Source organism: Bradyrhizobium sp. CB3481 (assembly GCF_029714305.1).
Lineage (GTDB): Bacteria > Pseudomonadota > Alphaproteobacteria > Rhizobiales > Xanthobacteraceae > Bradyrhizobium.
In genome coordinates this window covers 2,596,361-2,614,516 of sequence record NZ_CP121647.1, presented here as the reverse complement: position 1 = coordinate 2,614,516, position 18,156 = coordinate 2,596,361, and the positions used below count along the sequence as shown (strand labels likewise).

Genomic DNA, 18,156 nt, shown 5'->3' with positions numbered 1-18,156 from the left:
GCGACAGCCCGGCCGGGTGGAATCCTGTTCTGCAAGAGCCGGACAAAAGAAGATGCCGATCAACGCATCCGACGAGGATCCCGAAAAAGCGCGGCGGTTTCGCGAGGCCGCGCTGCCCTACCTGAACGACGTCTATACGCTGGCGCGCTACCTGCTTCGCAGCGCCGATGACGCCGAGGATGCGGTGCAGGAATGCTATTTGCGCGCCTTCAGGCATTTCGACGGATATCGCGGGCCGGCGATGAAGCCGTGGCTGTTTGCCATCCTGCGCAATGTCTGCCGGGCCGAATATGCAAGGCGCGCCGCCACGCCGACCAGCGCGATCGAGGACGTCCCCGAAAGCGCCGAACAGGCGCCGCTGTGGCATGAGTCCGAAGGAACGCCCGAGGCGCAGCTGCGCCGCCGCTGGGACTCCGAGACACTCCGCCGCCTGGTGGCGGCGCTGGCCGAACCATTCCGCGAGACCTTTGTGCTGCGTGAAATCCAGAACCTGTCGTACCGCGAGATTGCCGAGGTCGCCGAGGTGCCGGTCGGCACCGTGATGTCACGTCTCGCGCGCGCCCGCGCCATGCTGCGATCGGCCTGGCTGGCGGAAGAGGAGCAACAGAAATGACCTGCGACGAGGCCGAAGTTCTGCTTGACGCATTGATCGACGGCGAACTTGACGCCGGGCACGCGCGCGAGGTGGAAGACCATATTGCTGATTGCCCGCGCTGCGCGGCGGCGCTGCGCGATTATCGCGAGATGAGCAAAGCGATTACGGAAGCCGGCGCGGGCTACACCGCGCCCGCGGCCTTGCGCCAGCGCATCGAGGCGGCGCTGCCGCAGCCGCGCCAGACGACGAACCGTCGCGCCGTGCTACGCGGCTTTGCGATGGGCTCGGCGGTATCGGCGTTGGCGGCAACCGGCCTGGTCGCGATTGTGCTGCGCCACGACGATGTCGAACGCATCCAGTCGGAGGTCGTATCGGCGCATTTGCGTTCGCTGCAGGCGGGTCACCTCACCGATGTCATCTCGACCGATCAGCACACCGTAAAGCCGTGGTTCAACGGCAAGCTCGACGTCTCACCGCCGGTGATCGACCTGACTGCGCAGGGTTTCACGCTGATCGGCGGCCGGCTCGATTACGTCGATGCCCGCGCCATCGGCGCCGTGGTCTATCGCCGCCGCCAGCACGTCATCAACCTGTTCGTCTCGCAGACATCGAGCACCGAACGGCGCGCAGCAAAGATCGACACGATCCAGGGCTTCAATATTCGCCACTGGAGCGATCGCGGGCTCAACTACTGGGCGGTCAGCGATCTCGCAAAAGACGAGCTGGCGGATTTCGGCGACAAATTCGAGAGCGCGACGCGCGCCCCCGGATAGAATGGCGCGGCGCGGCTGCGTTGATGCATCCGCGCCGGCAAGACGGGACACGCTCCCTAGCGTGCCTTGCGATGGCGGCGCGGTGCGATCGGTTGCCGGTCACGCGTTGGTGCGACCTCGCCGTAATAGGCATTGGGATTGTAATAGGCGTTCGATTGATCGAACGACCGGTAGCCGCCCCGGCCGCCGAGCACATCGGCGTTGGGATGAAAGAAGGAAAAGGCGCCGGGCTCCTGGATCGCGGCCTGCGCGAACACGGGCGTTGCGATCGCAGTAAGCAGAAACGCGGCGGCGATGGTCGGGATAGACCTGGTCATTGGGGAAATCCTCTTTTGTTGAAGTTACCCCACCCACTTGGGTATCGCACTGCAAATGCGAGAGAGCCGCGCGAGGTCTTTCACCGCGATGTGAAAAGCCGTGCGCGAGGACGCCCAGTGGTGCAGGAGCGGGCTCTGCTGACAACGCACGGAATATTCGTCTACAACTGAAGCAATCGGTGCAACGCTTTCGCTGCCGCGCGGCGGTGCTGAAGGGCGGCTTAGCTAGCTAAATCCGCCCCACGATTTCCGCATGCTAGCTCTGCGGCGGAAAGCGCTCGAAGGCCGGCAACTCATGCGCGCGCTCCATCCAGCGCAGACGCTCGGCGGTCTGGATATGCATCGTCGCCGGCACGGCGTCGGGATCGTCGTAAGTCCCGCTCTGGATATCGACGGTGCCGGGCATGATATTGTCGTTGGTATAGAACAGGCCCGTGCCGCAATCGGCGCAGAACTGGCGCCGGCCATGCTCGGAAGATTTGTAGAGCTTTGGCGTACCCTTCGTCACCTTGAGCGCGTCCGCCGCATACATCGTCCAGCCGACCATCGGCGCGCCGGCGTGGCGGCGGCAATCCGTGCAATGACACAACGCGTGGACAATGGGCTCGCCCGTGATCTCATAGCGGATCGCGCCGCAATGACAGCCGCCGGTGACGTTGACCATGGTCTCCTCCGATCGTTGCAGCCCGGCCCGCTCGATACTTCGGAGATTGACGGCTTCAACGCAATGGATTTGCCATTGCGGCCTACCGTCGCGCGACTAAGCCGACTTCCTGACCGCGTTGTCGACCAGCGTCTTGCCGAGCGACCAGATCGCGCCGGGTACCTTGTGGCTGGCGGCGATGACCTCGTCGAACGACTTTTCGATCCAGGCGCAGTCTTCTTCCGTGATCACCAGCGGCGGCAGCAGCTTGATGGTGTGGCTGCCGTGGCCGGAGACTTGCGTCAGGATCTTGTGTTCCTTGAACAGCGGCACGGTGATGAGCTGGCAGAACAGGCCTTTGTTCGCGGTTTCCAGGAGATTCCACGAAGCCTTCAGCTTGAGCGATTTCGGCGGACCGAACTCGATGCCGATCATCAACCCCTTGCCGCGCACTTCCTTCAAGAGTTCATAGCCCGGCACCATGCGCGTCAGTGCAAGGCGCAACTCGGCGCCGCGCTTGGCGGCCTGCTCGACCAGTCTTTCCTGCTTGATGACGTCGAGCGTCGCGATGCCCGCGGCCATCGCCAGATCGTTCTTCGAGAACGTCGAGCCGTGCACGACCGCGCGATCCATCTGGCTGAAGATCTTGTCGAAGATCGACTTGCGCGTCAGCAGCGCGCCAACCGGCACGTGGCCGCCCGACAGCGCCTTTGCGAGCAGCACCATGTCGGGCTCAACGTTCCAGTGCTCGACCGCGAGGAATTTTCCGGTGCGGCCGATGCCGGTCTGGATCTCGTCGGCGATGAAGATCGAGCCGTACTTCTTGCACAGCGCGGCCGCGCCCGGCAGATATTCGTCCGAGGGCATGTTGACGCCCTTGCCCTGAATGGGTTCGACGATGAACGCCGCGACCTGACGTGACGACAAAGCCTGCTCGAGCGCGGCGAGATCGTTGAACGGAACCTGCGTGCATCCCGGCAGCAGCGGCTCGAAGCCGCTGCGGAAGTTCGCATCGTCCATCAGCGACAGCGCGCCATAGGTCAGGCCGTGAAAGGAATGCGAGCACGAGACGATGCCGGGGCGGCCGGTCGCGCCGCGCGCGAACTTGATCGCGGCCTCGACGGTCTCGGCGCCGGAATTCGAGAAGAACACCTTGTCCAGATATGGAACATGTTCGACCAAACGTTCCGCCAGCACGCCGGCGAGCGTAGAGACGTCGAGCTGCACCAGATTGGGAAAATCGGCATCGAGCACGCTCTTCAGCGCGTGACGCAATGCCGGATGATTGCGGCCAATCGCAAAAACGCCAAATCCGCTGAGTAGATCGAGATAGCGGGCCCCGTCACGATCGAACAGGTATTGACCTTGACCCTTCTGAAAGCCCACATCGTAGCCGATGGTCTTCAGCACCCGGACGAGCTGCTCATTGAGATGACGCGCATGCAGGGAACTGCGCTGCGCCTGCCGCTCTACAAACAGCTCGGAAACCTCTAGATATGAATCTGGCATTGGCTACATACGTCGGTTGATGGCCGTTTCGTCAACTGAAAACACTCATTGCGGCGTTTTGACCGCTGCTTTGGACCAGCTACTTAAACATAGGTTACACCCATGTTGCACTGCCCAAGAACACTCGCGCGTACAATAGTTTATTCGGGATTCTTTTTGGCCACAGGTCTTAATGCGGCGCTTGCCGCCGACCCTACCGGCGACTGGAAGGTAGCCGATGGTGTAGCCAATATCCGCGTAGCCCAATGCAACGGCAGCATGTGGGGGGTCGTCGCCTGGGAAAAGCAGCCGGGCGGCAAGGACAAGAACAATCCCGACGTCGCCAAGCAGAGCCGGCCGACGCTTGGCATGCCGATTCTGATCGACATGAAGAAGAAGCCGGGCACTGAGGCCTGGGAAGGCCAAGTCTACAACGCCAAGGACGGACAGCTCTATTCTTCGACGATCAAGCCGGTTGGCACCGACCAGCTCGAGATTCAGGGCTGCGTGCTCGGTTTCCTCTGCGGCGGCGAAACCTGGACCCGGGTCGGACCGCCGATTCCTTCAAGCCCGACCAACAGCATGGCCAAGGGCGCGCCGAAGGGAACACCCGGCGCGGCGCCCAAGAGTACAGCATCGGGGGCTGCACCGGCCCCTGCAGCGAAGACCACGGGTGCAGCGCCCTCACCGGCCAACCCTGCGCCTGCGCCGAAGGCTGCGCCGGGTCAAAAGCAGGCGGCTGCCGCGCCGCCCGCCGATATCGGCGATATCTGCCTACTTCCCGACATCGCGCGGTTTGCCCATTAGCGCGGGCTGGAACAGCAGCACCGCCATCAAGGTGATGATGAACGACAGCGCCAGCAGCTTACCCATGCTGGCGGTGCCGGGATGACTGGATAGCCACAGGCTTCCGAACGCCGTCGCGGTGGTCAGCGCAGAGAAGAAGATCGCGCGCGTCAGGCTCGACTGCAGCAGATTGTTTCTGCCCTCGCGCCAGGCCACGACGTAATAGATCTTGAAGGCGACGCCGACACCGAGCAGCAGCGGCAATGCGACGATGTTGGCGAAGTTGAGCGGCAATCCGATCAGCACGCAAAGCTCCAGCGTCACCGCGCCGGCCACCAATAGCGGCACCATCGTCATCAAGACGTCGCTGATCCGCCGCAGCGTCAGCCACAGCAAGAGGCTGATCACCAGCAGCGCCCAGATGCCGGCGTGAATGAACGCCTTCACGATGGTGTCGCCGGATTTGAGAATCGATACCGGCCCGCCGATCGCGTTCGGCTCGGCAGCCAGCACCGCGTCCGCGAATCGGCGCAGATTGTCGTTGTCGTTGGGGTCGCCCTTCGGCAAGGCCTCGACGCGGATCAGGCCGTCCTTCGACTTCCAGCTGTTGAGCAGTTCCGGCGGCAACGTCTTCAGCGTGACCGGGCCGGCCTGGATCGTGTTGCGGAGCTGGTCAAATACGATCTTGAGCGGGGCTATGAAAACATTCTGCGCCTTGTCGCGCGTTGCCTGGTTGCTGGCGGCAAGCTTCGAGAGCGCATCCGCGAGCCGCCGCGAGGCCACCGCGCCCGGCCCCTTGCCATCACCAGCGGTCTTGCGCAAAGCCTCGGCCGAACTCTTCAAAGCCTCGACATTCTCTTCGTCGGTTGGCGCAGCATCGACGGAGTCGGGATTGAGCGCGGGCCCTACCACCCTCGCCGCCTTCGCAATCAGCTGCAGCTTTGCCGGCTGATCGTCCGGCACGAAGCTGTCGATCGACATCACGCGCAGAACTTCCGGCAATTTCGAAAGCCGCTCCTCGATCTTCTTCGCCTCGGCCTCGGAATTGGTCAGCACGTTGATGGCGTTGGCGCCGGTGTTGGGATCCTTGCGCAGGTCAAGGAAGGTCGCGATCGATTCGGCGTGCGGGTTGCGCAGGTTGATCGGGTTGAAGTCGAACTTCATGAAATAGAGCAGCGGCAGGCCGGCAATAACGAGGGCCAGCGTGCCGCCGACGATGATGACGCGATGCCGTTCGAGGAATTCGTCGACCGGCGCGAGAAATGCGTAGCCGACTGGCTCGCTTTCGCCGGGCGGGTGCAGCAGCTTCAGCATCGCCGGCAGCACCGTGATGCTCGAGATGAAGGCGATCAGCATGCCGGCGCCGGCGATCTTGCCGAGCTCGGAAATGCCCTTGTAGTCGGTCGGCAAGAAGCACAGGAAGCCGGCGGCGGTCGCCATCGCGGCCAGCGACAGCGGCACTGCCGAACGGCTGGCCGCGCTCTCAAGCGCCTCTGCAAGATTTCCATTGTTCTTGAAACGCTCGGAGCGGTAGCGGACGCTGAACTGAATGCCGAAATCGACGCCGAGGCCGACGAACAGCACGGCAAAGGCGATCGACAGCAGGTTGAGCGATCCCACCATCATCAGGCCGACCGCGGTCGTGAGCGAAAGGCCGATGAACAGGTTGACGAACACCGCGAAAATGATCTTCGCCGAGTGCAGCGCCATCCAGAGGATCACCAGCACGATCAGGACGGTGGCGATGCCGTTGACGATCGCTCCGTCCTGCACGGTCGAATATTCCTCATTGGCGATAGGAACCGGGCCAGTCAGCCGCACGCGGGCGCCGTACTCGCCGGCGAAATTGAGATCGACCGCGGCCTGCCGGATCGCGTCGGTCGCGTCCTTGCCGGGCTCGAGCGCCTGATAGTCGAGCTTCGGCTTGAACTCGATGAAGGCGCGGCGGTCGGCATCGGCCAGCGGCTTGTCGCTGACGAGCTCGCGCCAGGAGAACGTCGCCGTTCCCTTGTTCAGGACGTCCTCGACGGTCTGGCTGATCAGGTTGAACGGGCGCTCGGCATTGTCGAGCTTGACCTGCCCGCGCTTGACGCCGGCAAGCCCGGTTTCCAGCGCACCGGTCAGGCCGCGGATCGAGGGATCGCCGGCCATGATCTCGATGAGCGGGCCGGCGGCTTCGAGCTGGCCGGTCACCTTGCCGACTTCCTCCACCGGCAGGAACAGCAAGCCATTCTTTTCGAAGAATTCGCCGGAGCCGAGCGGCTGCACGGATTCGAAATGCGTGGTGTCGCCGGAAAGTTTTGCAGCCAGTGCCTTGCTCGCGGCGCTAGCAAGCTCCGGCGTCGGCGCCTCGACCACGGCCAGAATCAGCTTTTCGCGGTCGAACGCGTGCTCGAACTGGTTGTCGCGCTTGCGCCAGTCGAGATCGGGCGAAATCAGCGTGTTGATGTCGGTGTTGATGGCGAAGTGCTTGGCCGCGTAGTAGCACGCCCCGACTGCCAGAAGCAGGGAGACGACGATAACGAGAGTGGCAAACCGCGTACAGGTTCTGACAATCGAGACAACAATGCTGGTCAGCACTTCGTTTCTTTCTAAATCTCAAGGAGAGCTGGGCGAAAACGCCCGCTGTCTAGCGGAGTTCCCGCAGCCGATCTAATGTTGTTTTGGCGACTTCCCAGCCGGTGCAAGCAAATCGGCAGAACCGACTGCCACCGGAAGTTCAGGCGCCGGTATAGCCCTTTCCAGTGGGCGATAAAGTGACGAACCGGTGAGGAACCACCGCTTCCGAAAGAGCATTTTTTGGTATTTAGTTACCAATTACTTGGTAACCATTGCGCGATCCGCCCTTTTCTATCTGCACGATTTTTGACACATAGACCTGCGCTTCCATCTACCTACGGGTTCCGGTCGTGGTGCGGATATTGCAAATATCCGGTGTGACCGGCCGCACGGAGACCTTCGGGTGAATTTGCGAATTCAGGACCTGGTGCAACTTGCGTAATGGACATCCCATGGAAGTGTATTTAGCGCAGCCCCGCGGATTTTGTGCGGGCGTCGTGCGTGCCATCGAAATCGTTGAGCGTGCGCTCGAGAAGTACGGTCCGCCGGTCTATGTCCGGCATGAGATCGTGCATAACAAATACGTGGTCGAAAGCCTGAAGGCCAAGGGCGCGATCTTCGTCGAGGACCTGTCGGAAGTTCCGCCCCAGGCGGTCACCGTATTCAGTGCCCATGGCGTCGCCCGCAGCGTCGAGGAAGAGGCGGCCGCCCGCGGCTTGCCGGTCCTCAATGCCACCTGCCCGCTGGTCACCAAGGTCCACAATCAGGGTAAACGGTACATGTCCAAGGGCCGTACCCTGGTCCTGATCGGGCATGCCGGCCATCCCGAGGTCGAGGGAACCATGGGTCAGGTTCCCGGCCCGGTCCTGCTGGTCCAGAGCGTCGACGACGTGGCGGCCCTGGCGCTGCCCACGGATGCGCCGGTGGCCTATATCACCCAGACCACCCTGAGCGTGGACGACACAAAGGACATAATCGCGGCCCTTCAGGCCAAATTTACAGATATTCAAGGCCCCGACATCCGGGATATCTGCTATGCGACACAGAACCGCCAATCTGCGGTAAGGGATCTCAGCAAACTGGTGGACGTCATCCTCGTGGTGGGGGCCGCCAATAGTTCCAACTCCAACAGGCTTCGCGAAATTGGCACTGAGGTCGGGGTCCCGAGTTATCTCATTGCCGACGGGAGCGAGCTGAACCCGGACTGGCTGAAGAGTGCAAAGGCCGTCGGCATCACGGCGGGCGCATCGGCGCCCGAAGTTTTGGTCGACGACGTCATCGAGGCTTTGAGACGTATCGGACCCGTGACGGTATCGGTGCTTCCCGGCCGTGAGGAGAACATCGAGTTCCGGCTTCCGGCTGAACTGGCCGCGGCGGGCTGATCCACTGCAAGATTCCAGGCCTGGGCTCCCCAAGCCCAGGCTCCAAGTCCAGAAAGAAACCCTCTCAAATGGCAATACCGTTCTTCAAGGAAATGCGTATCGGCGCGTATTTGATCAAGCAGAAGATGCTTGGCCGCAAACGCTATCCGCTCGTGCTGATGCTGGAGCCGCTGTTCCGCTGCAACCTCGCCTGCGTCGGCTGCGGCAAGATTGACTATCCCGATGCCATCCTCAACCGCCGCATGACCGCCCAGGAATGCTGGGATGCGGCCGACGAGTGTGGCGCGCCGATGGTCGCTATCCCCGGCGGCGAGCCGCTGATTCACAAGGAGATCGGCGAGATCGTCCGCGGCCTGGTGGAGCGCAAGAAGTTCGTCTCGCTGTGCACCAATGCGCTGCTTTTGGAGAAGAAGCTCGATCTGTTTGAGCCCTCGCCCTATCTGTTTTTCTCGGTGCATCTCGACGGCCTGAAGGACCACCATGACAAGGCCGTGTCGCAGAAGGGCGTGTTCGACCGCGCGGTGTCCGCGATCAAGGCGGCGAAGGCACGCGGCTTCACGGTCAACGTCAATGCGACGATCTTCGACGGCCATCCGGCGGAAGAGATCGCAAAGTTCCTCGACCTCACCACCGAGCTCGGCGTCGGTGTGTCGATGTCGCCGGGCTACGCCTATGAGCGCGCGCCCGACCAGGAGCACTTCCTCAACCGCACCAAGACCAAGAAGCTATTCCGCGACGTCTTTGCGCTCGGCAAGGGCAAGAAGTGGAACTTCATGCATTCCGGCCTGTTCCTCGACTTCCTGGCCGGCAACCAGTCCTATGAGTGCACGCCCTGGGGCATGCCCGCGCGCAACATCTTCGGCTGGCAGAAGCCCTGCTACCTGCTCGGCGAAGGCTACACCAAGACCTTCAAGGAGCTGATGGAGACCACGGACTGGGACTCCTACGGCACCGGCCGTTACGAGAAGTGCGCCGACTGCATGGCGCATTGCGGCTATGAGCCGACCGCCGCCACCGCGGCGTTCAACAACCCGCTGAAGGCGATGTGGGTGGCGCTGAGGGGCGTGCGCACCACGGGTCCGATGGCGCCCGAGATCGATCTCTCCAAGCAGCGTCCGGCGCAGTACATCTTCTCCGAGCAGGTGCAGAAGAAGCTTTCGGAAATCCGCCGCGACGAGGCGGCCGCGGCCGCCGCCAAGCAGCAGGAGAAGGCCTCGACCGCTGCCTGAGCGCGATATCGGAAAAAAGAATTGGGCCTCGGTTCTGCAATGAACCGAGGCCCTTTCTTTTTGTTTGACGCCCTTGAAAATCCAGTCGCCGTTTCGCGGATCAAATCTCCGCGGCCGCGAGCGCGCTCTCGCCGCCGTGCAGGAAGCCGCGGCAACCGCGCAGCGAGCGCAGCGCGCGGTTGAAATCGATGCCGGTCGAGACCAGCGCGCGCAGCGAAGTCGGATTGCGTGCCACGCCGCGCAGCACCTTGCGGAGGTCGATGTCACCGTTCGGCTTAATCGCGCTCTTGGCGATCGCCGGAAGCGCCCGGCTGGCGGGATCGGAGATCACCCGCAGCGCGGCAAATGGCAATCCGGCCTCCGCGGCATAGGCCGCGGCAATATGGCTTTCCATGTCGACGGCCGCGGCCCCGGTCTCCGAATGGAGCGCAGCCTTACAGGCGGTCGCCGCGATCACCCGCTCGACGCCAGCGAGGCCGCCGCGCACCACGCGCCTGCGACGCAACGCCGCACGTGCGATCAGTTCCTCGTTCAGCGCCAGGCCGGCGAGGAAACGCGTATCGCCCGCCAGCACCTCGGTCGCCACCACCACGTCGCCCGACTTCAGCGACGGATCCAGTCCGCCGGCGACGCCGAACGAAATGACACCCCTGAAAGTGGTAGAATCCAGCGTTGCCAGCAGTTCGCGCAATTGCTGCGGATCGCTGGAACTGCAGATGACAATCATGCCGGGCCCGGCCGCGATGCGGGCTTCCTGCACCAAACCTGTTACGATCAACACCGGCCGCGGATCGATTGAACTACGATCAATCAGATTGTCCCCCGCGGCGATCTCCGCCCCCAAAGTCACATCCCGACCCCTACCACCCTGCTGTTGGTGCTTCTCAAATTCCGGTACCGCGCCAGCGCCCAGAGCGGAAAGAATTTCGAGTAGCCATGATAACGCAAATAAAACACCCGCGGAAAGCCTGTAGCCGTGTAACGGGCCTCATCCCAAAGCCCTTTTTCCGTTTGTGTGGTTTTTAGGTACTCCACCCCGCGCACGACCGCCGGCTTCTCCACCTCCCCGGCCGCCATCAAACCAAGCAAGGCCCATGCCGTTTGCGAGGAGGTCGACGGCGCAACCTCGTATCCCTTGTAGTCGAGTCGGTAGCTGACTGCATCCTCGCCCCAGCCGCCGTCCACGTTCTGGATAGACACCAGCCAGTCTACAGCCTTGCGGATCATCGGATCCTGATGATCGACGCCTGCGGCATTTAGTGCACACAGCACCGACCAGGTTCCATAGATGTAGTTGAGACCCCAGCGGCCGTACCACGACCCTTCCGCAAGCTGGGTGCGGCGCAGATAGGCGATGCCGTCGGCAACCGCCTTGCTGGTCTCGGCGCTCTCGCCGAGCTGCGCCAGCATCGAGATGCAGCGCGCGGTGACGTCCTCGGTCGGCGGATCGAGCAGCGCGCCATGGTCGGAGAACGGGATGTTGTTGAGATAGTATTCCAGATTGTTGACGTCGAACGCGGCCCAGCCGCCGTCGCGGCTCTGCAGCCCCTCGATCCATTCGCGGCCGCGCGCAATGGCCGCATCATAGTCCTTGCTGCCGCTCTGCCGGCGTGCGCGGTCCATCGCCATCACGACCACGGCGGTATCGTCGAGATCGGGATAATGCGCATTGTTGTACTGGAACGCCCAGCCGCCGGGACGGACGTCGGGCGCCTTCACCGCCCAGTCCCCCTTGAGGTCGAGCACCTGCCGCGGCTTCAGCCAGTCGAGGCCCGCTTTCATTTTCGCAAGCGTATCCTCGCCGCCCGTTTCCGCCAGCGCATGGCAGGTCAGCGCGGTGTCCCACACCGGCGAGACGCAGGGCTGGCAATAGGCCTCCTGCTCACCGATCACAAGCAGCTTGTCGATACCGCGGCGGGTGACCGCACGCGGCGGATAATCCGGCCCCTTGCCGAGTGCGTCATACATCATGACGATGTTGGCCATCGGCGGATAGATCGCGCCCATGCCGTCCTCGCCGTTCAGCCGCTCCTCGGTGAAGGCAAGCGCGGCGTCGATCGCGCGCTGACGCAGCTTTTTCGGAAACAGCGGCTCGACGACGCGCAGCACCTTATCGAGCGTCGAGAACAGCGCGTACCAGCCCCAGCTCTGATGCGGCGCCTTCTTGTTCATGCCGACCGTCTTGGGATCCTGCAGGAACAATTCGTCGATGCCGACGCCCTTCGGATTCTTCGCCAGCGGCTTCAGCGCCGCCAGCACCATCAGCGGCACCATCGTGGTGCGCGCCCAATAGGAAATCTTGTTGATGTGAAATGGCGACCACATCGGCAGCAGCATGATCTCGATCGGCAGCACCGGCACCGCGCGCCAACTCAGCACGCCGTAGAACGCGAGCAAGAAGCGCGTGAAAACGTTGCTGCCGGCCGCGCCGCCGCGCGAACGGATCGCCTCGCGCGCGCGCACCATGTGCGGCGCGTCGATGGAATCGCCGATCATCTTCAGCGCGAAATAGGATTTGACGCTGGCGCTCATGTCGAACGGGCCATCGTGCACCAGCGGCCAGCCACCGTGATTGCCTTGCGTGCGGCGCAGATAGTTGGCGATCTTGGCTTCGAGCTCGGCGTCGACGGGCTCGGCGAGATAATGGCGCAGCAGGATATATTCCGCCGGGATGGTGCTGTCGGCTTCGAGCTCGAACACAAAGTGTCCGTCGGACTGCCGGTAGCCGAGCAGCGCTTCGGTCGCCGAGGAGATGCTTTTCTCCAGCGCGACCGGATCGACGGTCGCGACGGCATTGCCCGCAATTGTCTTGTCGATGGAAAGCATATTGCTAGCATCCCTTTGTTCGCGCGCCGGCTCCGTGAGGCCGGTCACGTAACGTCCGCTCAGGCCTCAAGGCCTCGCCAGGATCAGGTCGGCAGCGCGGTCGCCCGACCGTATCGATCCCTCGATGGTTGCCGGCAATCCAGTATCGGTCCAGTCGCCGGCGAGAAACAGGTTCTTGAATGATGTCACAGGTCCCGGGCGCAGCGCGTTCTGCTCCGGCGTCGCCTCGAACGTCGCGCGGCGCTCGCGCACGATCTGCCAGGGCGGCAACGGCGGATCACCCTGCAGGCCTGCCGCCTTGCAGACGTCCCGCCAGATCGCCAGCGCGAGTTCTTCGCGCGGCATGTCGACGAGGCGGTCGCCATTGCTGATGGTGACGGACAGCCGCTGCGGGAATGCAAACAGCCATTCCACGAGGCCGCCGACCACACCGAGAATGGGCGCGGCATCGCGCGGTGGATCGTAGCGGAAATGCGCATTGACGATGGCGCGGAATTTCGTCGGCGTCTTCAGGCCCGGCAACAGCGCCGCTGCCGGGCGCGGCGGCACCGCGAGCACCACGACGTCGCCGTCGCCGAGCGCAATCGTCTCGCTGCCGAATTTCAGTTCGCCGATGCCCTCGCCCTTGGTCGCGAATTCGCGCAGCTCGTGGCCGAATTGGATCGAGGCGCCCTTGTCCTGCAGCAGCTTGATCGCTGGCTCGACCAGGACCGCGCTGAGACCCTCGCGCGCAATCAGCGGCCGGCACGCCTGGCCGCCCGCCAGCAGCGTCTCACGCACGATCGCGCCGGCAAGGCCCGCCGATCCCTCGGGCGGGTCGACATTGAGCGCGGCGAGCAGCAACGGCTGCACCAGCCGATCATATAGCGTGCCCTTGCAGGGGATCGTATCGCCGACCAGCTTGCCGGCACCTGCCCAGACCAGCGGCGCCAATGCGAGATAATCGGACAGCTTGGTATCGGGGACGCGGCGCGCCTCGTCGAACACCCAGAGCGGCAATTTGCCCTCGCCGAGGTCGAGCAGCCAGCGCTGGCCAGTCGAGATGTCGGCGAAAGGAAACTGCGCCTGCTTCGGCCCGACCAGGCCCGCCTCGGTCCCGATCGATCTTGCATAGGCCCTCGCGTGGCTGTTGCCCGACAACAGCAAATGATTGCCGTTGTCGATGGTGAGATTGGTGGCCGCGTCGAAATAGGAGCGGCAGCGGCCGCCAGCCTGCTGCGTCGCCTCGTGGACGTGCACGAGGTAGCCGGCATTGGCGAGCCGCACGGCGGCCGAGAGGCCGGAAACACCGGCGCCTATGATATGAGCATTTTTCTGCATCAGATGATCGCGTAACGGAGAAGGATGGCAATCTTCGCCCACTTATGGACGCGGACCGGTTCGCGTGGGGCGGCAAAGCCCCTCGCCAGCAACAAATCCAGTATGGTGCGATAGTATCTAGACATGATCCGCGGCGCGCGCACGGCACGGCGCGAATTGCGCTTCATGATCTCGTCGGCCTTTTCAAAATGCTTCTTCGCCCGTTCGGCCAATGGCAGGCAAACTTTCGGCAGCGCGCGTTCGGCGATCACCTTGTGAGGATTGTTGCTGGTGATGCCGGCGAGCATCAGGCTTTCGCGCGGCAGATAGAGTCGGCCGAGGCCGGCGTCTTCGTCGATGTCGCGCAAGATGTTGGTCAGTTGCAGCGCGCGGCCGAGATGGTGGGCGAGCAGGATGCCGTCTTCCTCGGGCATGCCGAACACCCGGACGGACAGACGTCCGACGGCGCTGGCGACGCGGTCGCAGTAGAGATCCAGCGTAGCAAGATCCGGCGCGCGGATATCCTGCGGCACGTCCATCTCCATGCCGTCGACGATGGCAAGGAAATCCTCGCGCTTGAGGCCGAACCGCTTCACCGAGGCGGCGTAGTCCTGCAGGCGTGGCGGCGGATGGCCCTCATAAAGGGCATTGATATCGTCGCGCCATTGCTGCAGCGCCGCCAGCCGGTCGGGCCGCGGGCCGTCGGAATCGGCGATGTCGTCGACCTGCCGGCAGAAGCTGTAGATCTGGAACATCGCCTCGCGCTGGCTGCGCGGCAGGATGCGCATCGCGGCATAGAACGAGCTGCCGGACGCCGTGGTGCCGTAATCTGCGTTGGCCGCCGCCGTCTGAATCGTCATGCGCCGGCCGCCGGTTTTGCCGAGGGGCGGCGTCCGACCGAGCGGTGGATGAACTCGCCCGCCACGGCCCTGAAGGTATGGCCGAGCAGTTCGAGTTTGCTCAGATGCACGCGCTCGCTGAGCGGATCGCGCCCCTTGAGCATGCCGACGATCTTGTCGGCGAAGGCCTGGATCACCGCAATGTCGAGCCCGAGCCGGAAATCCTTCACCTCGGCGCCGAGCGACTTGCTCTCGTTGAGCAGCGTTTCGGTGCGCACCGCCAGCGCATGGAGACATTGCAGCAGCGCCGGCTGCGACTTCGCCTCCCCCAGCATCTCGACGGTGGCGCCGCTCGCGGCCAGCGCATCGCGCGGCAGATAGACGCGGTTGAGGTTTTTGTAGTCCTTGGCGCAGTCCTGCAGATGGTTGTTGATCTGCAAGCCCGCGCACAGCGCATCCGACGCCGCCCAGGTCGAGTTGCTCTCGCCGTGGACGTCGAGCATGAAGCGCCCGACCGGCATTGCCGAATAGCGGCAATAGTGAATGACCTCGTCCCAGTTCTCGTAGCGCAGCTTGGTGACGTCCATGCGGAACGCGACCAGCACGTCGAGCGCATGGCGCGGCGGCATCGACCGCTCGGCCAGCGCGCGGCGCAGGCTCACCGCTTCCTTCTGCGTGTCGCCCTTGCCGAGCAGTTCCGCCTCGAACAGGTCGAGATAGCGCAGCTTCTCGTCCGCGCTAAGCGTCGCGTGGTCGGCGATGTCGTCCGCCGTCCTGACGAAATTATAGAAGGAAAGGATCAGCGCCCGGTGACGCGGGTGGATGATCCACGACGCGACAGGAAAATTCTCGTCGCGGTCGGTCTTTCCGGATCGCAGGTCGCTCGCGGTGGTCATCAACAACTGGCTACATCATCAGGAATTGGCAGCATGCGCCGTTGGTTCGGCGCATGCGAGGTGCGGGCCCCATATAGGGGAATCCGCAGCCAAAACCAATGCTATATGGGCTGATTAGCCCCGCCCGTGACGCGCGTCATAGAGCCGAAAAAGGCTTGTCCGCGAAGGGTTAACGGACGCTGGACCGGCTTATTGGCCGTTGCTCTTCAGAACCTGGTCGCAGGCCGCGCTGATCTTGGAGCGGTGTTCCTTCAGGCACGCCAGGACGGTGAAATCGCCCTGATCGAGTACCGGACGGCAGAACTTCTGCGCGTCACGGGTGCATGCCTTCTGTTCTTCCGCCGTTCCGCGCTGCTGGGCAAAGGCGACGTTCGACGAAACCGTGAGCGACAACAAGGTGAGGACGAGGAGAGATTTACGCATCATATTCCTTCATTTCGGCAGCAAGAAATCCTGTTCCCGAGGAGCGCTTCGGCATCGCCGGAACGGATTTGTTTGGATGGCAGGCGCCGCGTAGCGCAGCAGCGAGCCAAGGACAAGCATGGTAAATGCGGTCAAATTTACGGCGACATCTACCGCGGCATTAGCACGTAAAATAACCGACTGATATTTAACGTGTATTTTTGCCACAGATGTCCGGCAATTCGATGTTGCAGGCGATGTGGCGCAAAGCTAGATGCTGCGGCGACGGAGCCGATGTGAATGATTGATTCCATCCGGCGGGTGCCCATTTCTCTGCTACGACCGGCGGAAACGGCATCGCCGTCATTTGAACCTAAGATACTGCGGGAACACTAAATCTTCGATGCGGCGAGACGTATCTTTGCAGACACGTCTATTTGATGGGAAAAATCACGATGAAACTCTTTGGTTCCAGCTTGCTCGGTCAGGCTTTGGCAGCGGCCGGCGTCGGCGCCGCGCTGATGTTGTCGGTCACCGCAAGCCATGCCCAGGCGGTCGGACCGTTCGCCGGCTTCGACGGAAACTGGAGCGGCACGGGCACGGTCGCACTCTCCAACGGCACCACCGAGAACATCCGCTGCAAGGCTGACTACAAGGTCAATGCCAACGGGCTTGGCCTGAAGCAGAACCTGCACTGCGCCAGCGACAGCTACAAGTTCGACCTGTCGAGCGACGTCACCAGCCAGGGCGAGCGCATCTCCGGCAACTGGAGCGAGAAGAGCCGGAACATCTTCGGCAACCTGCAGGGCACCGCCGGCGGCGGCCAGATCGAGGTGTTCGTCGAAGCCTCAGGCTTTGCAGCCAACCTCAACCTGCGCACCAACGGCAACAAGCAGACCGTGCAGATCGATTCCAAGGGCGAGATCCGCGGCGTCAAGATCACGATGACCAAGACCTGATACGCCGCTCCATCCAAACGCTTCAAGGCAGCGCAATAGCGCTGCCTTTTGTTTTGAGATCAGCCGAATTTCCACTGCCAGCAGGGATCGCCGCGGTCGCGACGCTCGATCAGCTCGACCCGCATGAAGCGATCATGCGCCAGCGCCGCGCCGACCCATAATTCATTCCAGGCGTCGAACACGGCAGGCGACAGCGCCTCGCGCTCCGCCATCAGGCGCCATGAGGTCTGACGCACCGTCGCGCTTGCGCCTTCGATCTGTAATTCCGCATCGTCATCCTGCCCGCGGGCCAGCCGCGCGAACGCCTTTGCGAACCCCACCGCTCCCGCTTCCACACCGCCGAGCATCGCAGCGACTTCGTCGAAAGTGTGCATGCCGACGAGCCGGGCCGCGGCGCCGGCGAGGTGACCGCCCTCCTCCGGGCCGAGCACGTTGATCGTCTCCGGCACGATCGAAGTGATGTACTCCATCGCGTAGTTGCGCAGCACCTTCTGCAGCCGTTCCTCCGGCCAGGCATTCCCGGGCAGGCGCGGCGCGAGATCGGCGCGGAATGGCGGGCAGCGTTCGCCCGGCGAGAACTGCAGCCGCTCCTCGGGCGCGAGATCGCGATCCCACTCTTTGTAATAACCCTCCAGTCCCGGCTGGCCGTCGACGGTCTGGCCGGTGCAAACGAAGCCGAGCCTGGGATTGCCGAGCACGACGCCATTGTTGGCGTGCCATCCGCGCAGCATCGCCCGCGACACGTCTGACGGGATGCCGCAGATCGCGGTGCCCGACCAGATCCAGCGCGGCGGCGGATAGCGCACCCAGGCCTTGGTGTCGCTCTCATAGACATACTCGACCTTCACACCGCCGACCTGGTTCGACAAATAGTGATATTGCGCGCAGGCGACCGCATGCGGAAGCTGGTCGAGGCCGAGCTTCTTCAATCCCGGCAGAAAGCGCGCCAATTGCTGGCGCCGGAAGGTGCGAAACACCACCTCCGCCGCGCGCAGGCTTCCGGCCCGCGAGGCCAGCATCAGGATCAGCCCGGTGAGATAGGAATGATAGATGTGTTCGACCGCGCGGTAGGCGGCGGCATCTGCTGCACGTGGTGTGACTAGTCCTGCAGACGTCATTCCTCAGCCCCGTGTCGCCACGCCGTTGGCCGGCAAGCCATTATT

17 protein-coding genes are annotated in these 18,156 nt (G+C 63.1%); 6 read left to right on the top strand and 11 right to left on the bottom strand.

Annotation, left to right across the window (positions count from 1 at the left end):
- Positions 1 to 52: 52 nt before the first annotated feature.
- Together QA643_RS12460 and QA643_RS12455 are read left to right on the top strand one after the other, a co-directional pair.
- The gene (locus QA643_RS12460; protein ID WP_283033451.1) at positions 53 to 613 is read left to right on the top strand and encodes a sigma-70 family RNA polymerase sigma factor; all 561 of its coding nucleotides are present in this window, start codon (positions 53 to 55) and stop codon (positions 611 to 613) included.
- Positions 610 to 1,368, top strand: a complete 759-nt coding sequence (locus QA643_RS12455; RefSeq protein ID WP_283033450.1) for an anti-sigma factor — start codon at positions 610 to 612, stop codon at positions 1,366 to 1,368. The genes QA643_RS12460 and QA643_RS12455 overlap by 4 nt, the downstream gene beginning before the upstream one ends.
- A 56-nt stretch (positions 1,369 to 1,424) precedes the next feature.
- Here QA643_RS12455 and QA643_RS12450 read toward each other — a convergent pair whose 3' ends face one another.
- From QA643_RS12450 to hpnO, 3 genes are all read right to left on the bottom strand, one after another.
- Complete coding sequence (locus QA643_RS12450) at positions 1,425 to 1,685, bottom strand: hypothetical protein (protein WP_283033449.1); 261 nt, start codon at positions 1,683 to 1,685, stop codon at positions 1,425 to 1,427.
- 256 nt (positions 1,686 to 1,941) lie between these two features.
- Complete coding sequence (locus QA643_RS12445; protein ID WP_283033448.1) at positions 1,942 to 2,349, bottom strand: GFA family protein; 408 nt, start codon at positions 2,347 to 2,349, stop codon at positions 1,942 to 1,944.
- 96 nt (positions 2,350 to 2,445) lie between these two features.
- Positions 2,446 to 3,837: an aminobacteriohopanetriol synthase HpnO gene (hpnO, locus tag QA643_RS12440; protein ID WP_283033447.1), complete on the bottom strand. Its 1,392-nt coding sequence runs from the start codon at positions 3,835 to 3,837 to the stop codon at positions 2,446 to 2,448.
- Between the two features lie 102 nt (positions 3,838 to 3,939).
- Between hpnO and QA643_RS12435 the strand changes: the two genes are divergently transcribed.
- On the top strand, positions 3,940 to 4,623 hold the full coding sequence (locus QA643_RS12435) for a DUF2147 domain-containing protein (RefSeq protein WP_283033446.1): 684 nt from the start codon (positions 3,940 to 3,942) through the stop codon (positions 4,621 to 4,623).
- Here the strand turns inward: QA643_RS12435 and QA643_RS12430 are convergent.
- Positions 4,591 to 7,182 carry an MMPL family transporter gene (locus QA643_RS12430; RefSeq protein WP_283033445.1) on the bottom strand — a complete coding sequence of 864 codons (2,592 nt, stop codon included), beginning with the start codon at positions 7,180 to 7,182 and terminating at the stop codon, positions 4,591 to 4,593. The two genes, QA643_RS12435 and QA643_RS12430, sit on opposite strands and share 33 nt — an antisense overlap.
- Positions 7,183 to 7,613: 431 nt before the next feature.
- On the opposite strand from QA643_RS12430, the gene ispH reads away from it, so the two are divergent.
- On the top strand, positions 7,614 to 8,543 hold the full coding sequence (gene ispH / locus QA643_RS12425) for a 4-hydroxy-3-methylbut-2-enyl diphosphate reductase (RefSeq protein ID WP_283033444.1): 930 nt from the start codon (positions 7,614 to 7,616) through the stop codon (positions 8,541 to 8,543).
- A 68-nt stretch (positions 8,544 to 8,611) separates the two neighbouring features.
- Positions 8,612 to 9,772: an adenosyl-hopene transferase HpnH gene (gene hpnH, locus QA643_RS12420; RefSeq protein WP_283033443.1), complete on the top strand. Its 1,161-nt coding sequence runs from the start codon at positions 8,612 to 8,614 to the stop codon at positions 9,770 to 9,772.
- A gap of 100 nt (positions 9,773 to 9,872) precedes the next feature.
- Here the strand turns inward: hpnH and QA643_RS12415 are convergent, their stop codons facing one another.
- From QA643_RS12415 to QA643_RS12390, 6 genes are all read right to left on the bottom strand, one after another.
- A complete protein-coding gene (locus QA643_RS12415) occupies positions 9,873 to 10,535 on the bottom strand; it encodes a phosphorylase (protein WP_283034787.1) in 663 nt (220 codons plus the stop codon).
- Between the two features lie 83 nt (positions 10,536 to 10,618).
- Positions 10,619 to 12,598 carry a squalene--hopene cyclase gene (shc, locus tag QA643_RS12410; protein WP_283033442.1) on the bottom strand — a complete coding sequence of 660 codons (1,980 nt, stop codon included), beginning with the start codon at positions 12,596 to 12,598 and terminating at the stop codon, positions 10,619 to 10,621.
- Between the two features lie 66 nt (positions 12,599 to 12,664).
- Positions 12,665 to 13,918, bottom strand: coding sequence for a hydroxysqualene dehydroxylase HpnE (gene hpnE, locus QA643_RS12405; RefSeq protein ID WP_283033441.1), 1,254 nt, complete (start codon positions 13,916 to 13,918; stop codon positions 12,665 to 12,667).
- The gene (hpnD, locus tag QA643_RS12400; protein ID WP_283033440.1) at positions 13,918 to 14,757 is read right to left on the bottom strand and encodes a presqualene diphosphate synthase HpnD; all 840 of its coding nucleotides are present in this window, start codon (positions 14,755 to 14,757) and stop codon (positions 13,918 to 13,920) included. Before hpnD ends, hpnE begins: the two co-directional genes overlap by 1 nt.
- Positions 14,754 to 15,632, bottom strand: a complete 879-nt coding sequence (hpnC, locus tag QA643_RS12395) for a squalene synthase HpnC (protein WP_283033439.1) — start codon at positions 15,630 to 15,632, stop codon at positions 14,754 to 14,756. The genes hpnD and hpnC overlap by 4 nt, the downstream gene beginning before the upstream one ends.
- Positions 15,633 to 15,821: 189 nt before the next feature.
- Positions 15,822 to 16,055 carry a hypothetical protein gene (locus QA643_RS12390; RefSeq protein WP_283033438.1) on the bottom strand — a complete coding sequence of 78 codons (234 nt, stop codon included), beginning with the start codon at positions 16,053 to 16,055 and terminating at the stop codon, positions 15,822 to 15,824.
- Positions 16,056 to 16,489: 434 nt separating this feature from the next.
- Between QA643_RS12390 and QA643_RS12385 the strand changes: the two genes are divergently transcribed.
- The gene (locus tag QA643_RS12385; RefSeq protein ID WP_283033437.1) at positions 16,490 to 16,993 is read left to right on the top strand and encodes a hypothetical protein; all 504 of its coding nucleotides are present in this window, start codon (positions 16,490 to 16,492) and stop codon (positions 16,991 to 16,993) included.
- A gap of 59 nt (positions 16,994 to 17,052) precedes the next feature.
- On the opposite strand, the gene QA643_RS12380 is transcribed toward QA643_RS12385, so the two are convergent.
- Positions 17,053 to 18,111, bottom strand: coding sequence for a hypothetical protein (locus QA643_RS12380; protein ID WP_283033436.1), 1,059 nt, complete (start codon positions 18,109 to 18,111; stop codon positions 17,053 to 17,055).
- Between the last annotated feature and the right edge of the window lie 45 nt (positions 18,112 to 18,156).

What these genes read in the sequence shown, in the direction of transcription:
- QA643_RS12460 (WP_283033451.1), top strand. Translation starts at nt 53, where the DNA reads ATGCCGATCAACGCATCCGACGAGGATCCCGAAAAAGCGCGGCGGTTT.
- QA643_RS12455 (WP_283033450.1), top strand. Translation starts at nt 610, where the DNA reads ATGACCTGCGACGAGGCCGAAGTTCTGCTTGACGCATTGATCGACGGC.
- QA643_RS12450 (WP_283033449.1), bottom strand. Translation starts at nt 1,685, where the DNA reads ATGACCAGGTCTATCCCGACCATCGCCGCCGCGTTTCTGCTTACTGCG.
- QA643_RS12445 (WP_283033448.1), bottom strand. Translation starts at nt 2,349, where the DNA reads ATGGTCAACGTCACCGGCGGCTGTCATTGCGGCGCGATCCGCTATGAG.
- hpnO (WP_283033447.1), bottom strand. Translation starts at nt 3,837, where the DNA reads ATGCCAGATTCATATCTAGAGGTTTCCGAGCTGTTTGTAGAGCGGCAG.
- QA643_RS12435 (WP_283033446.1), top strand. Translation starts at nt 3,940, where the DNA reads ATGTTGCACTGCCCAAGAACACTCGCGCGTACAATAGTTTATTCGGGA.
- ispH (WP_283033444.1), top strand. Translation starts at nt 7,614, where the DNA reads ATGGAAGTGTATTTAGCGCAGCCCCGCGGATTTTGTGCGGGCGTCGTG.
- hpnH (WP_283033443.1), top strand. Translation starts at nt 8,612, where the DNA reads ATGGCAATACCGTTCTTCAAGGAAATGCGTATCGGCGCGTATTTGATC.
- shc (WP_283033442.1), bottom strand. Translation starts at nt 12,598, where the DNA reads ATGCTTTCCATCGACAAGACAATTGCGGGCAATGCCGTCGCGACCGTC.
- hpnE (WP_283033441.1), bottom strand. Translation starts at nt 13,918, where the DNA reads ATGCAGAAAAATGCTCATATCATAGGCGCCGGTGTTTCCGGCCTCTCG.
- hpnD (WP_283033440.1), bottom strand. Translation starts at nt 14,757, where the DNA reads ATGACGATTCAGACGGCGGCGGCCAACGCAGATTACGGCACCACGGCG.
- hpnC (WP_283033439.1), bottom strand. Translation starts at nt 15,632, where the DNA reads ATGACCACCGCGAGCGACCTGCGATCCGGAAAGACCGACCGCGACGAG.
- QA643_RS12390 (WP_283033438.1), bottom strand. Translation starts at nt 16,055, where the DNA reads ATGCGTAAATCTCTCCTCGTCCTCACCTTGTTGTCGCTCACGGTTTCG.
- QA643_RS12385 (WP_283033437.1), top strand. Translation starts at nt 16,490, where the DNA reads ATGAAACTCTTTGGTTCCAGCTTGCTCGGTCAGGCTTTGGCAGCGGCC.
- QA643_RS12380 (WP_283033436.1), bottom strand. Translation starts at nt 18,111, where the DNA reads ATGACGTCTGCAGGACTAGTCACACCACGTGCAGCAGATGCCGCCGCC.